Raw genomic sequence first — 16283 nt, forward strand, 5'->3', positions numbered from 1 at the left:
GAGGGGACCATAGCCCCGGGTTTAAACCCGGGGCTATGGTCCCCTCGCAAAAAAGCAGACCGACTCACGGTCAATTGCCCGCCCCGGCCCCGGGGCAAATAATAAAAAAATCCGTTTGACTTGAATCACGTATTTTTGCATATTAAAAAGAAATCCCTGGGAGCGCTGCGGTATGTCCATACAAGTAAAGGAAGATGACGATGTCGTTACCATCACGGTGCAAGGAGATATTGAAATTTATACGCTGGATGAGTTTAAGAAAGTATTGATCAGCGTCGGCCATTCATCCGATAAAAACATTGTTATTGACGTCTCAAAGGTTAATTTTATCGATTCTTCCGGGATCGGCGCCCTGATAAGCCTGTACAAGCTCCAGAGCAAGAAGGGCAGGAAGCTGACCATCAGGAACGCAAGCCCCGATATACAGAATATCCTCAAGTTGACCACCCTGTCCGATGTCCTTGGATTGGAATAGAAGGGGACGCCATGCCCTGTTCCGGCAAATCGGGAGAGGGCATGTCTTAATCATGGTCATTCTCATTCCTTCCACCGGAATCCCCCGGGACAATGTGTAACATTCGGTTACATTCCTGAAATGAAACAGATACATTGGCATGCTATATTGAAATAGCTCAACACGGGGCTGTGTGAAATTCCCCATTCAATAATTCATATCAAAAATGGAGGTCCGCCATGGGACGCATCATTGCCATTATCTCGGCATCGGTCATTGCCGCTGCCGTAATCCTCTCATTGACAGTTTTTAAGGAGAAGATCAAGTCTGCGTTTTATATAGGTCACATGGAGAGCGACAATCGAATAAGGCAGATGAATATTGATCGGATAATGGACCGGTTAAATATCAGGAGGGGCGATCGTGTCGCCGATATCGGCGCAGGGTCAGGCCTGTTTTCGAGGAAATTATCTTCGCTGGTTTCTTCCGGGGGGAAAGTGTATTCCGTTGACATAAATAAAGAGCTTCTTATGCATATCGATGAGGTCAATGAAAAAGAAAACATAAAGAATATACAGACAGTATTGGCCGGTGAAGACGATCCTGGCATCCCCGGGCCCGTGGACCTGGTCTTTATCTGCGATACCTTTCACTACATGGACAACCAGGAACGATACATTGGAAAGTTGGTTGATTATCTGGATAAAAACGGCAGGATAGCGATAGTAAGTTTTATTAGAACCTGGCCTCCAATGTCCAACAAGTTCACCGATAAGGATCTTACGGCATGGATGGAAAAAGCGGGGATGCAGCTGGCGGGTTATCATGACGATATCATCCAGGATCAGTACCTGGCGATCTATCGGAAGAAATAACATCAAAAAAACGCCGTGCCGCCTTCGGCCCGGGCTGGACATCGGGCCTGGCGCCGGCAAGGATGCGCCGTTCTGCCCGGCAAGCAGTATCGCTTGGCAGATTGCTGTTTTTCAGCAAATTGCTAATATTTATTGACACTGTATTGTTCATTTTTTACAAATCTAAAAAATGAACAGCAAGGATAACATTTACTGTACCGCTCCATCCTTCTCTCCGGAAGACCGCTGGCACCTCGCATCATTGGATTCAATCCTTACCGGCCATGGTTTCGCCGCTTACGTTCCGTCACGGGACGGTATTGATAATCTGATCATCAGCTGCGCCGGAAGGGACCGCGGCGACAGGATGAAGCTGGCGCGGTCGGCCTTTGCCCTGAATGCCTTCCACCTGGTAGCCAGGAGCCGCTGCGTCATCTTTATCATGAACGGCCGCGTCCCCGATGAGGGGGGAACGGTCACTTCAGCCATTGCCGCCATGGTCGGCATCCCCGTGATCCTCCTGAAGGAGGACCACCGGAGCGTCTTTCACGGCAACGACAACTCCATGATCACGGGCCTGAGCGATTTGACAAAGAAGGCAAGAAAGACCAATGACGTCATCGATCTGCTGGAGAGGCGCCTGTCGGGGCCGGCCTATATCCACGGCCGGGGCACCCTGCCGGCGGACCTGGAGCGCGCGGTGCGGCTCGGCGAGTCCCTCCGGCGTTTTCTCGATGAGCAGGGATATCACGGCGGCGGCGAGGCCCCCAAGGGGACCGTCGAAGGGGTCCTTTCCAGGTACGACTCCTCGGAATACGCTGCAGGGGTGATACTGATATGAGGGGCTTCGCATGCAGAGACGCAGATCCTTCGGGGGAGGTGCGTAATGAATGACCGTCCCCTGATTTACTGCTCCGGGCCGCTCTTCTGCCGCGGGGAGATAGACGCCATGGCGGGGATCGCCCGTGTCCTGGAGGACGCGGGGTACGAGACCTTTCTTCCCCACCGCGACGGTCTGGAGGCCTTCGTGACCGGCAAAACCGACGATTACCTGTCAAACCTCTGTACGCCCCTGGTGAGGCTCATGCACCACCTGGCCTTCTGCGTGGACCTGTACTATATCCTGAAATGCGACTGCATGGTCATGAACATGAACGGCCGCGTCCCCGACGAGGGGGGCGTCGCCGAGACAGGCATGGCCTTCGCGGCGGGCAAGCCGGTGGTGCTTTACTGCGACGATACGCGGGCGCCCTTCCAGGGTGTCCCCGATCCGATGGTGCTGGGCGTGTCTGCCCTCTGGGCCCCCGTGGACCGCATCGAGAAGATTCCCGGGGCAGTGGCGCGGTTATCCAAGGATTTCATCCCGGTCAGTGACGCGGATCCCCCGGCATGGACGGGGGGCCTCTCCCCCGATTTCAGGAAAAAGGCCCTGAGGGGCCGGCGGACCGCGCGCATCCTGAAGCGGCTGTCCTTTCTGAAGCCCGCCGATCTGTTTTGATCGCAGCGCGAGTAAACCCCGGAGACCTGCCGCGGGGTTTTTTATTGTTGCAATAAATCCGGTGATATGCTATATTCTTTATAGGCTGTGAGTTTCCGCCAGGAACACGTGAAGTCATGGAAGAAAAGCGCGAATTCAAACGATATAAAATTTTGGCGTCCGCGACGGTGAAGCATAAGCGCGGCACGGTGGATGCCGTTGCCTATGATATTTCCCAGGGCGGCATATGCTTTGTCAATCCCCAGGTATATGAAGTGGGCGATCCCTGCACGATCGTTATCAATTGCGGAGATATCGCCATAACGAAAAGCGGTGTCATTAAATGGAGAGGAATTGTCAGCTCCGTCGACGGCATGCAGAAGTATGGACTTCAATTCGACGCCATTCTCCTGGAAAACGAGCTTGAAATAATATATAAATCAACCAGTAAAACCCCGGGCAAGGCCGGAAAAAAATGAATATTTCTATCCGCCCGCTTCATATCCCGGCAGCCCCTGTTAATTAAAAAAGTTGGTTGCCAATCCATTATTATCCGGTAGTGTTGAATCCATGATGTACGGGGGAGCCGCTTTCCCGGTTTTGCCGGTTATGGCGGAATATGATATTATATGGAAGATAAACGCAAACATTTAAGGGTGAACATATTCGCATTTATCGCGGTTACCCGTAATCATAAAAAGATCGATGCCATCGCCTACGATGTTTCCCTCGGCGGCATAAGCTTTGTGAACTCCCAAATATTCGAGGTGGGGGACGCCTGCTCGATAGAATTCAATTATAACGGCTTCAACCTCAAAAGAAGCGGCGCCGTCAGGTGGAGGAACATTATCAGCAAGGTCGTGGGCATGAAAAAATACGGCTTTGAATTCGAGGCCGTTCTCTCGGACAGCGACTTTGCAAGGATATGTGAATTATTCATCGAGGAATAGCCGGCCATGAGCAGGGCAGCAATTCAAATGAAAGAAGAATACACAATCCATAATTATCCGAAGAGCAGGATCGGCACTTTTGACGTGGGCGCCATGAGCTCAATGAGGCACCATGTTTTCGGCATCATGGAAGTCGACGTCACGGACGCCCGAAAAAAGATCGCGAAATTAAAGAAAGGCGGCCGCCCTGTCTCTTTTACATCCTGGCTCCTCAAATGCATCGGCGATGTCGTGAATAAGCACCCGGTCATTCATGGCGTGAAAAAGGGGAAGAGAAAGATCATCGCCTTTAATAGTGTCGACATCTCCATAATGATTGAAAAAATGGTCGGTTCCGTTCCGGTGCCCATTCCCTATATTGTGCGCGAAGCGAATGGCAAGTCGATTGCGGATATCTATAAAGAGATCAGGGCCGCCAGGGACCAGCGTATAGAAGATGAAGGCGATTATGTTCTGGGTGAAAGCCGGGGCAGGCTCCTGATGTATCTCTATTACCTGCTCCCGGGGTTTATGAGGCGGCTCTCGTGGAAGATCATTCTGTCCAATCCGAAGCTGGTGAAGAATCTCATGGGCTCGGTCATCGTCACGTCCGTGGGCATGGTCGCCAATGTCAGGGGATGGATTATTCCCCGGAGCATTCACCCCCTCTGCTTTGCCATAGGCTCCATCAACCCCAGACCCGGTGTCGTCAATGGAGAGATATGCGTCAGGGAGTACCTGCCCATCACCGTCCTGATCGATCATGATGTGATTGACGGATCCCCTGCCGTAAGGGTGATCAACGAGCTGGTCCGGGCCCTTGAAGGGGGATACCTGCTGTAAGGCTTCGCCGGGCCTTGCGCCGGCATTACAATTCTCCCGGGAGTCTGCTTGAATGATTAAAAAGTGTGATCTGCTGTCAACGACGGTTATAAAAGTATGTTGTGTTGTGGCGCCATTAATCATCATCGGCGCCGGCTCAGCCCTGTTCCTCTGTACCCATGACTTGAATATCTTGTCCGATGGAAAAGTCCCATGGTGGCTGGCGGCTCTTTTTTTCGCCGGTGTCGCCGGGATCTGGCTCTGCGCATTCCCATGTTGCATGCTGGCCCTGTCATACCTCAGGCGGATCAGGGACAAAAAATCTTTCGCCATTGAAGCCGAAATTCAGAAAAGCATCGAGCTGTGCGAGGCAATACTGGGCGGGGCCATCGCCGTCCGCCCTTCGGGAAAATCTGTCTTTGACCTGAGTCTTTACAACGCCCTTGTCGCCAGGGATCCGGGGTTACCGGCCGGGGAGGCCGGGGAGTTATTCAGGTGCAACATGGGCAGGGTGCTGGCGCTTCTGGTCGATGTCGAGAGGAGGTTCGCCGAGCTGGAAAAGATGGGGAAGGACCCCTCCGCGATTTTCGGCCATGGGTATTGCCGCCATCTCATGACGGTCATGAAGTCCTGGATCGCCAGGCAGCGCGGAAACTGCGTCCTCGACACCTATGATAGCTTCGGGGATATCCTCAAGTATTTCGAGGTGAACGTCTAGGATGGAACATGCATTGAGGGACGACCTGCTGGTTATGTCGAAAAATATCAGATAGCATTGTAACCCCATCTATTAATCAAAAAAAAAGCGAAGGCGGGGATGATCATCTCCGCCTTCGCTTTTATCGATCCTGGCCCTGATTCGGGGAAAGAACATCATAAATTGTAAAATAATGTAAAATATAATTGACAAAAAGTATAAAAAACTATACATTATGTATTATATAATATACATCTAGGGGGTGACTTTGTGCCTCATTCAATACAAAATTTAAAAATTGTTAATAAGATCCATGTATATCGCGCGGAAAAAAGGATAACCCAGCAGCAGCTGGCTGACGCGATCGGCGTCACGAGGGGAACCATCGTGGCGATAGAAAAAGGGAATTACAATCCTTCGCTGGAACTGGCGTTCCGCATATCGAGATATTTCGATGCAGACATCAATTCAATATTCAGGATAGAGGAGTCAACCGATGAATAAGATACATTCTTTCATACTCAAATATTTGGTGCTTTCATTCCCCGCGGTCATAATCCTGCTGCTATGGGGCTTCATCCAGGACCAGCTGGATGTTTCGAATATGAATAACCCGGTTATCTACATCATAAGGGAGGTCCTGTCATGGCACCTTATGGCGTGGTTCGTCATACTTATAGGCACCCTTGTCGCGCTTCTACTGTCGCCGAATTTCCGCGACGCCGTGTTCGCGAAACTGGCGCGGATCAGGGACAGGGACGAGCGCGAAAGCCACATCATAGGCAGGGCAAGCAGATTCTCGTTTTTTTCCACCCTGGCCCTCCTCGTGTTCCTGCTGTTTTTTACGACATTGAACGTATCCGTTTCAAGGATTCCGCCCGAAAAGGCGATCGATGGGAAGCGGCACTCCCTGTCCCTGGGACTGTCCTTCAACCTGTGGGAACTAAAGAAGGGCGGGGAAGAGCCTGAATATGTGATCGCATCTACCGAGGCCTATAGCCTGTCGAAGCAGGTCGTGCTCATTCTCCTTATCGCGTGGCACATGGGGACCTTCTTTTATTGTTCTAACAAATTGAAGGCGCGGGAGTAAGTTGAATGCCCGGCCTGTCGATGGATCAGACTCCCGGCAAGATCCCGGCCCTGGAAAGGGCAATAACAATTATCCATTGACCACGTTTCTCTTGATGCCGCCCAGGAAGCTCCTGATATTCTCCGCGATCTCGCCGAGGAGCCTGCGCCGCGACTCGATGCTGGCCCAGGCGATGTGGGGGGTAAGGATAAGATTGGGCGCTTTGAGGAGCGGATCGTCCGCCCGGGGAGGTTCCGTCTCCATCACGTCCAGGGCCGCGCCCGCTATGGCGCCGGTTTCAAGGGCCTCGCGCAGGGCGGCGGGATCCACGATGGGTCCCCTGGCCATGTTGATGAGAAAGGCCCTCTTTTTCATGCGTGAAATGAACTCTCGGTTTACAAGGCCATTGGAATAGTCGCTCAGGGGCATATGGATGGTGATGAAATCCGACTGTTCCGCCAGTTCCGTCAGCCCGGCCCGCCGATAGGGGGACGCCGATGACGTCTCCCCGCGCCTGAGGGCGATGACCTTCATATCGAGGGCCTCGCAGACCTTCGCGACCTTTGTTCCAATGGCGCCGAGACCCATGATGCCCACGGTCTTTCCCTCGAGGTCCGAGAAGGGCCATGTTCCCAGGGTGTATATATTCGACCGGGACCAGGCGCCGTCATGGGCGGCTCTGTCGTATTTCAGGAGGTTCGTGGAAAGGGCCAGGATAAAGGTCATGGTGAGCTGCGCCACGGAGGCGGTGGAATATCCGGGGACATTGGCCACGGTGATACCGCGCCTGCGGGCCTCGGCGATGTCGATATTGTTGTAGCCCGTGGCCGCTTCCGCTATCATCTTCAGATCGGGGCAGCGGGACAGGTTGTCGGCGTTGAACACCACCTTGTTGGTGATGGCCACGGCCGCGCCGGCGCACCGGTCAGCCACCTGGTCCGGGGATGTGAATCCATGGCACTGGAGGTCGCCGATCTCCCGGAAAGGCGAAAAATCGATATCGCCGTAGTCTATGGTGGAGGCGTCAAGAAATACTATTCCGGGCTTCATGGTGTTCACTCCTGTTCATGATTATTGAACCGGAAGGGGGAGGGATTTTCAAGAATAAAAAAAGGAAACTAATCCTGAATATTTGTAAGGGTGGAGGGCAAAACCGCGAAGGCGAGTAAACGCATCCTCGCCTTCGCATTACATGGGGCGTAACCAAAAACATTAAGCTGACACTCAATTAATGCTTGCTAATTTTAAGGATACCCTGTGAGCACTATATATGCCTTGCCTTATACGGCGAATAATCCGGTAAAATAAAAAATTCCTCAGGAATCGAACCATGCATAATTCTCTCTCAAGCCGCATCACATGCATCTCCCTGGCGGTTCTCGCCGCGCTGGCGATCATGACGGCCCGCCCGCCCATCTCCATGGCGGACACCTACAGCGTGGGGGGCTATGTGACGACCCAGTTCGGCGGGTACAACTGGACCTTCAATAAGTCGTCCGATTACGTATATGTCGTGCAAAATCCGCCTTCCTCCAGCACGCCGGTGCTGACCGGCGGCGGCGCGGTCTGGGCCGGGGAATTCCTTGACGGAGAGTTCATGGTCAGGCAAAGCCTCGGTTTTGAGGCGCTCATCGCCGACCGGTTCTCCATGACCCGTTTTTCCTTCGTGAACACCTTCGCCTATGTTCCCTACAGGACCGAAAAGCTTTCCTTCTGGTTCGGGCCCCAGCTGAACCTGTTCTACATCTGGGGTAATGACACGAAGAAGGGCCTCTTCCTCTACACCGATTACCTTGTCACCAATATCCCTTACTACAAGAAAAGGTCTTACAGGCTGCTCCCCGTCGGCACCGGCCTGGCCATGGGCCTGAATTACGACGTCCATCAGAACGTGCTGATGTCCTTTGAATGGGGCCTTCACCTTTCCACGTCCCTGTACGGCAAGTCCCGCGAGGTCGGCAGGGGCAAGGCATCGGTGACGGCCTACGAGGGATATATCGCCATCTCGGCCCTGTACCGCTTCGGCGAGGCATTCAAACCGTCGGAGTTCGAAGAGTAGGGCGGGGCTGATCCCGGGATACATGATGGAACGATATATCGATTATGCCATAATCGCCGCGTACCTGGTCGGCGTGACCGTTTTCGGGATCCTCGCCGGCGGGAGGCAGCGCTCCGTGAAGGACTATTTCCTCGGCGGGAAGAGCCTTCCCTGGTGGGCGGTGGGATTTTCCATCGTGGCCAGCGAGACGAGCACCCTCACGTTCATCAGCATCCCCGGCCTGGCCTACAGTACGGACATGCGCTTTCTCCAGCTCGTCTTCGGCTATTTCATCGGAAGGATCATCGTGAGCCTGGTCTTCATCCCGGCCTACTACCGGGGCGACCTTGAGACAGCCTACGATTTTATCGGAAAGCGCTTCGGCTTTTCCCTGAGGAAATTCTCGTCGTCGGTCTTCATCATCACCAGGGTGCTGGCGTCTGGGGTGCGCCTCTTCGCCACGTCCATCCCCCTCCATATCATCACCGGCTGGAGCTACACCGCCTGCATCCTCCTCATCGGGGCCTTCACCCTGGCCTACACCTACGTCGGCGGCCTCAAGGCCGTGGTGGCCATGGACGTTGTGCAGCTCTTCATCTACCTCGGCGGCGCGGCCCTCTCCCTGTATGTCATCCTGGGACACCTGCCGGGCGGCTGGAGCGACGTGGTCGCCCGGGCAGCGGCGGGCGGGGCCGACAAGTTCAACGTCGTCAATTGGGGCAACGGCGGCGGCATCGCCGGGTTCCTGTCGTCGCCCTATACCCTGGTGGGAGGGGTTCTGGGCGGCACCTTCCTGACCATGGCCTCCCACGGCACGGACCAGCTGCTGGTGCAGCGGCTCCTGGGGTGCCGGTCGAAGGCCGACAGCCAGAGAGCCCTCATGCTGGACGCGTCCTTCATCCTGTTGCAGTTCCTCTTTTTCCTGGTCCTGGGAATCGGCCTCTACGCCTTTTACGACGGCGCGTCCCTGGCGAAGCTTGGCCTTTCATCGTCCGACGAGGTCTTTCCCAAGTTCATAGTGGAGGAGCTCCCGGTGGGCGTCTCCGGCTTCGTCATAGCCGGGGTCCTCGCCTCGGCCATGGGGTCCCTGTCGTCGTCGATCAGCTCCCTGGCGTCGTCCACCTGCCTCGACCTCTTCGCCCTTACCGCGAAGGATAAACAGATCGATGAAAAGAAGGGGATCTTCTGGTCCCGCTTCTTCACCCTGGTCTGGGGGATCGTCCTCATCGGCGGGGCCATGCTCTTCACCGACACGAAGAACCCGGTGGTGGAGCTGGGCCTGAAGATTGCGTCCATTACCTACGGCGCCCTCCTGGGGACCTTCTTCCTGGGCCTCCTGACCAAAACCACCGGGGCCATCGACGCCTTCGCGGGATTCATCGCGGCCCTGGCGGTCATGGCGGCGGTCCTTTTTTTTACTACTATAGACTACACCTGGCACACCTTCATCGGCTGCGCCGTTTGCATCGTCACGGGCATCCTTGTTCATAGGGCCCGGGCCATCTTCACCGGACAGGGAGATAAAAAATGAAACTGACCATTATCGACGGGGCGGTCATCGGCCTTTATTTCGCCTTCAACATCGCCATCGCCCTCTGGCTCCGGAAGCGCGCCACGAAGAGCGTTGACGATTTCTTCGTGTCCGGCCGCAATGTCTCCTGGTGGCTCGCCGGCACCTCCATGGTGGCCACCACCTTCGCCGCGGACACGCCCCTGGTGGTCACGGGCCTGGTCGCCAAGAACGGCATCGCCGGCAATTGGATCTGGTGGAGCATGGTCTTCAGCGGCATGCTCACGGTCTTTTTTTACGCGAAGCTCTGGCGGCGGGCCGGCGTCCTCACCGATGTGGAGTTCGCCGAGATCAGGTACGCCGGGAAGCCGGCCGCCTTCCTCCGCGCCTTCCGGGCCCTCTACCTGGGGTTCCCCATCAACCTCATCATCATGGGGTGGGTGAACCTGGCCATCGTCAAGATACTGATGAACGTCCTGGGCATCGCCAAGGTGGAGGCCCTGGGGATCGTGGTGGTCATCATGGTCATCACCGCTTCAATATCCACCATATCCGGCCTCTGGGGCGTCCTCTGGACGGACCTGTTCCAGTTCGTCCTCAAGATGGGGATGGTGATCCTCCTGGCGGTCTTCGCCGTGGGCGCCAGCGGCGGCATGGATACCCTGCTGGGACGCCTCCGCGAGATAGACTCCGCGCGCAGCACCGGCTCCATCCTCTCCCTGGTGCCGGAGGCCGATTCCGCCTGGATGCCGCTGATCACCTTCTTCGTGTTCATCGCGGTGAACTGGTGGGCCTCCTGGTATCCCGGCGCGGAGCCGGGGGGAGGGGGCTACATCGCCCAGAGGATCTTCTCGGCTAAAAACGAGAAGCACTCCATCCTGGCTACCCTCTGGTTCAACATCGCCCACTATGCCCTCCGGCCCTGGCCCTGGATCGTGGTGGCCCTGGTGGCGGTGGTACGCTTCCAGGACGATCCCCAGTTCGCGGCGGACCCGGAGTCGGGCTACATACGCATCCTCATGTCGGACCTGCCGGTCTACCTCCGGGGCCTCATGCTCGCTGCCTTCGCCGCCGCCTACATGTCCACCATCGGCACCCAGCTCAACTGGGGCGCCAGCTACATCGTAAACGACGTGTACAAGCGCCTCATGGCGAGGGACCGGGACCAGAAGCACTATGTCAGGGTCTCCCAGGGGGTGACGCTCCTCCTCATGGCGCTCTCCCTGGTCGTGACCTTTTACATGGAGTCGATAGCGGAGGCGTGGAAGGTCCTCATCGCCCTGGGGGCCGGCACCGGCCTGGTCTATATCCTGCGCTGGTTCTGGTGGCGGATAAACGCCTGGAGCGAGATCTCCGCCATGTCCGCTGCCTTCATTACATCGCTGACCCTGCAGTTCGGCTTCCATTTCAACGAGCAGGACCCCCGCGATTTCGCCTGGCTCCTCCTGGTCACGGTGGCGGTCACCACCGCGGTGTGGCTCGCCGTGACGCTCCTCACAAAGCCGGAGCCGAAGGAGACGCTCCTCGCGTTTTACCGGAGGGTGCGGCCCAACGCGCGCCTCTGGGGTCCCATCGCCCGGGAAGCAACGGACATCGTTCCCGAGAAGGACGGCCTCTTCAACCTGGCCAACTGGCTCCTCGGCGTTGCCATGATCTATGCCTTTCTCTTCGGCACCGGGAAGGTCATACTGGGCAGCGCCGTCGTCGGCATCCTCTTCATTGCCTGCGGCATCGTTTTCGGGGCTATCATCTATTTCAACATAAACCGGCGCGGGTGGGAGAGCATCGGGAAGTGACGGCCGGGGGTATCACCCCATGCCATTTTTATAACCTGGGAAAATTCTCCTTTACAGAATTTGCCGATTTTGGCTTTTTCGTATTATTACCTTGTGACGAGGTCCCTATACATACACAAGGGCCGTGACGCCCCGGGCCGCGTCGAGGGAAGCCAAGGCTTCCCGCTAAGCGAATAGGAGGTCTGCCTCATGAATCCCATCAAGTACTCCCTGGCCAAAGCCATGGTCAAGCGGAGCGTCAGCCATTCCGATTTCAACGCCGCTGCAGCGGAGCGCAATTTCGACGTGGACCGCGCGGTGAGCGACTACAACAACAGCTATTACTTCGCGTGCCTCGGTGCCGACGGCACGGCCGCGATCCTGCGCCTGGCGGGGCGCGGCAGCGGGGCCTTCGAGCTCTGGTTTTCCCTGAACCTGCCGGGCCGGGGACGGCTTAATGTTCCGGTGACGCTGCAGAAAACGGTGAAGAGCTTCGAGAAGAGCCCCCTCGGAATCATCTGCCGCGAGCCTGAAAAATCATTAGCGATATCCTTTAACGGCACCGTGAAAGACGAGAACGGGAAATCCGCGAAGGTCAAGTTCAACGCGGAGCTCACATCGGATTTCCCCATCTTCCATTTCACCAACGATGCGGACCCCGCGCCGATGGCGCGCTCCATGGCGGAGGAGAAATGGACGAAGCAATGGTTCCTCACCCTGCAGGGCATGCACCAGCATCATTACGAGCAGGGGGGCGACCTTACCGGCACCCTCTCCGTCGACGGAAAGACGCGCACCCTTAAAATGAAATTCTTCCGCGACCACTCCTTTGGACCCCGTTCCTGGGACTCCCTGGACCGTCACCTCTGGCTCAGCATGTGCCTTGACGACGGCTCCTTCATTAACCTGAGCCTTCCGGAATATCCCTTCATCAAGATCAGGGCCGGGTTCCACGCCAAGGACGGCCGCTACACCCCCGTCGTCGGGTCAACGAGCTTCGCCGAAATAGTGGCCGGAACGCCGCCGCCGCCATCCTTCTATTTTGTCCTGTACCTGGCCGACGGCAGGCGCCTTCGGGGTTCCTGCGTCAGGGGACCGGAGTTCACCTGGCTCATGGATGACGTGTACCGCGTCTTCGAGTGGGTGTCCTTCTATACCGTGGAACAGGTCCAGGGCAGGGGGATCTGCGAATTCGGCTACAACGTTCGCCGCTTCGATTATGGCCTCGCCTGAGATCTCCGCTGGCATACCGGCGCTGGTGCGTCTTTGCGACCTTGCCGAGGGAGAAGGGGGCGGCAAGGCGGCCGGCCTCAGGGCGCTCCAGCTTGCGGGCCTGGACGTGCCGGAAGCCCTGGTGATCCTCGACCCGGCCCGGGTCACCGGCGGCGACCTCGCGTCGGTCCCCGGCCTCATCGGCCCGGGCCCCTGGGCGGTCCGCTCCTCCGCGTCCGACGAGGACGGGGAGGGGGCGTCCTTCGCCGGGCAGTTCAGCACCTATCTTAACATCGATACAACTGGTGGCCTCGATGAGGCGGTCCGCTCCTGCGTGATGTCCGCCGCGTCGGACCGCGTCAATTCCTACCGCGGAGCCGTCGCCGAGGGCCCGGCCGCGCCCATGGCTGTGGTGGTCCAGCGCATGGTGACTCCTCGCTATGCCGGCGTCGTCTTTACGGCCGATCCCATTACCGGCGACGACGGCTATGCCGTCATCGAGGCGGTTCACGGCCTTGGCGAGGCCCTGGTGAGCGGCGAAAGCCTCGCCAGCCGCTACCGCGTCGACGGCGGGGGCGCCATCATAGAGGAGGCCCCGGCTCCGAATGGGCCGGTCATCGACGCCGATCTCGTCCGGGAGCTGGCGCGCCAGGCGCGCATGGCGGCCGGGCGCATGGGGCGGCACCTGGACCTCGAGTGGGCCGTGGACGAAGCCGGGCATTTGTACTGGCTCCAGGCGCGGCCCATAACGACCCTGGAGGATCCCTCGGAGGGCGAGTTCGATTATCCGGCGCCGGCGGACCGGTTCTTCACCCGCGCCAACATCGGCGAGATGATGCCCGGCGCGGTGACGCCCCTGACCATGAACGTCTTCGGCGACGCCATCGATTTCTGCATCCGCCATTTTTACAGCTTCACGGGGACCCTGACGCGGGCCACGCGGAAGGAGAGGTTCGTCGTTTCCTTCGGCGGCCATCTCTTCCTCAACCTGACCCAGATGTTCCTCATGGCGGACCGGGTCCTCGGCTCCTCGCGTAAAAGATTTGAGCAGAATCTCCTGGGCCATACACTGGACGAGGAGCCGCCGTTTTCACCGGTCCCCTTCGCGGTGAGGCTCATCAACGGCATCCGCATGGGATGGTACGTCATGATGAAGGGACCGTACCTCCGCCGCCTGGAAAGGACGGCGGCGTCCTTCACGATCGACCTGTCGGAAAGCGATCCCCTGCGGCTCTACGAGGCGATCGAGAGCCGCATCATGATCCTGAACCTGGCCTATGCCTGGCATCTCTGCGTGAGCACCCATTCGGGGGTCATGAACGGGATCTTGCAGGAAATTCTGAAAAAGGGCGGCATCCCGGAGGAAGAGCTCGATCCGGCGCTGACCTCGCTCCTGGCGGATATAGACGGGATCGAGAGCGCGGCGGTAGTGAAGACCCTGGAGGATATCGCGGCCGCACTGGCCGGAGACGCCGCCGTCCGCGATGATTTTACCGCAATGGCCGCGGAGGATGCGGCCCGGTGGCTCCGGGGTCCGTCAAGCGGCGTCCATGGGAAGGCCTTCGGCGCCCTCCTGGAGCGTCACGGCCACCGGTGCATCCGCGAGGCCGAGCTCAGGGAAAAGGACTGGGGCGAGGACCCGTCGCAGCTGGCGGCCATGGCGCAGCGCATGGCCGCCGCCGGCGTTTCTCCTAGGCCGAGGCATGAGGACCCGGTGCGGGCCTTCCTCGGAGCAAACCCGGCCGTATCGGGGCGCGCCTTCAACTGGGCGGTGAAGCAGGCCCGTGCCGGCGTCTTCGGCCGCGAGCACTGCAAGTCCCTGGTGATACGGATCCAGAGCAGGTTCAAGCACGCCTACCGGCGCCTGGCCGAGATCCTGTGCGAGCGGGGCGTGCTGCTCGACGGGGACCTAGTCTTCTTCTTTACACGCCGCGAGCTCGGCGAGATCGTGCGCGCCGGGGACCGTTCCCTGGTGCGGAGGGCCCTGAAGCGGCGGCGGCTTCTCCCGGAGCAGATGTCACGGCGCTATCCCGATGTTTTCCGCGGCGCTCCGAAACCCCTGGAATCGGCACCGGCGGGCGGCGCCGGAACGGTCATACAGGGCATGCCCGTCAGCGCCGGCGTCGTGCGCGGCCCAGTCCGCCTGATACACACCGTGGACGACGCGGAAGCCCTGAGGCCCGGCGAGATCATGGTGGCCTCCTTCACGGATATCGGCTGGACCCCCTATTACGGCATCGCCGGGGGCCTCGTGACCGAGACCGGGTGCATGCTCTCCCACGGCGCGGTCGTGGCCCGGGAATACGGATTGCCCATGATCACGGCCGTGCCCGGGGTGCTGGGAGCGGTGGCCACCGGCGACATCGTGGAGCTGGACGGCCGCCGCGGCGCAATGACGGTGATCGAGCGCGCGAAGGGTTTTGAGTCCTGACGGCAACATCGTCCGTGCTAAACCGGCAGGTGTTATTTCGGCTCCATCAACGCGTATCCGGCAAACTTTCCCAGTGATTCCCTCCGGCTCCGGGACATGAATAAAGCCCGAATAATTATCAATACCTTCCACGGCGCCGACAGCGGTATGGCCCGGTTGAGTTTCCGGGATTCAATGGCGAGATAGCGGATGTCCTTCATGCGCCAGCCATGGCTGCCGAAGAATCCAAACCAGTCATCGGGATGGAATTTGAACGGCGCGTTCCGCATGTATTCCCTGCTGGAACCGGCCCTCCTGTATCTGCTCATCCTGGGCGAGGAATAGTCCACGATCCACAGGCGGAGGTTGCCCATCTGCCGCAAATCGTCAGCCAGGCTGCCCGCATCCTCGTTGGTAAGATAGGGAATAACCCCTTCGGTCAAGACGAGAATGCCGCGGGAGCTTGAATTGATTTTTGAAAAAAACTTCCGCCGTTCCGCCGTGTCGGCCAGGTCCAGAGTTACCCGCTCGAGGGCGCACCTCGGTTTCTCCTTCGCCAGGCGGGTTTCTTTATACGAGATGATCGATGGATAGTCCACCTCTATCCACCGGAGCGATTTCGGGAGGTCCAGTCGATACGGGCGGGTATCGAGGCCGGCGCCCAGGTTCAGGACAGTGTCGATTCCCAGGGGCAGGGAGGTCTGGATGAAATTATCTATTATAACCGTCCTGATCGTCACGAGCCATTGAACCATCGGGCTTTTCGGATGGTCCCTGGCCGCCTTTTTGCCATGATCGCCCGCCAGCAGCTCCGCCAGGGGGTCCTGAAAGAGCGCGTCGGTCCGCCTGGTCTCATTGGCCCTGTGAGTGGCCACCATGAAGGCGGTATCGGTGACATCGTTTATCATCGTGCCTATCATTGATTTGTCCTGAAGTAATAACGCTGGGATTATATAAATAATACGATGACCCTTTATTGAGTATCAATTGGGATAGTATTATGAAAGGGCAAGCAATTTATTGCGCGGCTTAATAG

General features: G+C 57.8%; 17 protein-coding genes. 15 read left to right on the forward strand and 2 right to left on the reverse strand.

From position 1 onward, the window contains the following. The first annotated feature begins 172 nt into the window (after nt 1-172). From KA369_16885 to KA369_16930, 10 genes are all read left to right on the forward strand, one after another. Nucleotides 173-475 (forward strand): STAS domain-containing protein, encoded by a 303-nt coding sequence (locus KA369_16885; protein ID MBP7737660.1) that lies wholly within the window; start codon nt 173-175, stop codon nt 473-475. A gap of 218 nt (nt 476-693) precedes the next feature. Further along, on the forward strand, nt 694-1329 hold the full coding sequence (locus KA369_16890) for a class I SAM-dependent methyltransferase (GenBank protein ID MBP7737661.1): 636 nt from the start codon (nt 694-696) through the stop codon (nt 1327-1329). 169 nt (nt 1330-1498) lie between these two features. Next, nucleotides 1499-2149, forward strand: coding sequence for a hypothetical protein (locus tag KA369_16895; protein ID MBP7737662.1), 651 nt, complete (start codon nt 1499-1501; stop codon nt 2147-2149). Nucleotides 2150-2194: 45 nt separating this feature from the next. Continuing rightward, entirely contained in the window at nt 2195-2806 is a 612-nt protein-coding gene (locus tag KA369_16900) for a nucleoside 2-deoxyribosyltransferase (GenBank protein ID MBP7737663.1), read from the forward strand. 116 nt (nt 2807-2922) lie between these two features. Next, nucleotides 2923-3264, forward strand: coding sequence for a PilZ domain-containing protein (locus KA369_16905; protein ID MBP7737664.1), 342 nt, complete (start codon nt 2923-2925; stop codon nt 3262-3264). Between the two features lie 150 nt (nt 3265-3414). Continuing rightward, entirely contained in the window at nt 3415-3735 is a 321-nt protein-coding gene (locus KA369_16910) for a PilZ domain-containing protein (GenBank protein ID MBP7737665.1), read from the forward strand. 27 nt (nt 3736-3762) lie between these two features. Continuing rightward, nucleotides 3763-4557, forward strand: coding sequence for a 2-oxo acid dehydrogenase subunit E2 (locus tag KA369_16915; protein ID MBP7737666.1), 795 nt, complete (start codon nt 3763-3765; stop codon nt 4555-4557). A 52-nt stretch (nt 4558-4609) separates the two neighbouring features. After that, a complete protein-coding gene (locus KA369_16920) occupies nt 4610-5254 on the forward strand; it encodes a hypothetical protein (GenBank protein ID MBP7737667.1) in 645 nt (214 codons plus the stop codon). Nucleotides 5255-5530: 276 nt separating this feature from the next. Next, the gene (locus tag KA369_16925) at nt 5531-5737 is read left to right on the forward strand and encodes a helix-turn-helix transcriptional regulator (protein MBP7737668.1); all 207 of its coding nucleotides are present in this window, start codon (nt 5531-5533) and stop codon (nt 5735-5737) included. After that, nucleotides 5730-6323, forward strand: a complete 594-nt coding sequence (locus KA369_16930) for a hypothetical protein (protein MBP7737669.1) — start codon at nt 5730-5732, stop codon at nt 6321-6323. The genes KA369_16925 and KA369_16930 overlap by 8 nt, the downstream gene beginning before the upstream one ends. A gap of 69 nt (nt 6324-6392) precedes the next feature. Here KA369_16930 and KA369_16935 read toward each other — a convergent pair whose 3' ends face one another. After that, complete coding sequence (locus KA369_16935; GenBank protein ID MBP7737670.1) at nt 6393-7352, reverse strand: D-2-hydroxyacid dehydrogenase; 960 nt, start codon at nt 7350-7352, stop codon at nt 6393-6395. A 280-nt stretch (nt 7353-7632) separates the two neighbouring features. Between KA369_16935 and KA369_16940 the strand changes: the two genes are divergently transcribed. From KA369_16940 to KA369_16960, 5 genes are all read left to right on the forward strand, one after another. Next, on the forward strand, nt 7633-8361 hold the full coding sequence (locus KA369_16940; protein MBP7737671.1) for a hypothetical protein: 729 nt from the start codon (nt 7633-7635) through the stop codon (nt 8359-8361). 25 nt (nt 8362-8386) lie between these two features. Beyond that, on the forward strand, nt 8387-9871 hold the full coding sequence (locus KA369_16945) for a sodium:solute symporter (GenBank protein MBP7737672.1): 1485 nt from the start codon (nt 8387-8389) through the stop codon (nt 9869-9871). Continuing rightward, nucleotides 9868-11646 (forward strand): Na+:solute symporter, encoded by a 1779-nt coding sequence (locus KA369_16950; GenBank protein MBP7737673.1) that lies wholly within the window; start codon nt 9868-9870, stop codon nt 11644-11646. Before KA369_16945 ends, KA369_16950 begins: the two co-directional genes overlap by 4 nt. 189 nt (nt 11647-11835) lie before the next feature. Next, nucleotides 11836-12858 carry a hypothetical protein gene (locus tag KA369_16955; protein ID MBP7737674.1) on the forward strand — a complete coding sequence of 341 codons (1023 nt, stop codon included), beginning with the start codon at nt 11836-11838 and terminating at the stop codon, nt 12856-12858. Further along, nucleotides 12845-15268 (forward strand): pyruvate, water dikinase, encoded by a 2424-nt coding sequence (locus KA369_16960; protein ID MBP7737675.1) that lies wholly within the window; start codon nt 12845-12847, stop codon nt 15266-15268. Before KA369_16955 ends, KA369_16960 begins: the two co-directional genes overlap by 14 nt. 32 nt (nt 15269-15300) lie before the next feature. Here the strand turns inward: KA369_16960 and KA369_16965 are convergent, their stop codons facing one another. After that, the gene (locus KA369_16965; GenBank protein ID MBP7737676.1) at nt 15301-16167 is read right to left on the reverse strand and encodes a class I SAM-dependent methyltransferase; all 867 of its coding nucleotides are present in this window, start codon (nt 16165-16167) and stop codon (nt 15301-15303) included. Nucleotides 16168-16283: the final 116 nt, after the last annotated feature.

It is taken from the genome of Spirochaetota bacterium (assembly GCA_017999915.1).
Lineage (GTDB): Bacteria > Spirochaetota > UBA4802 > UBA4802 > UBA5550 > RBG-16-49-21.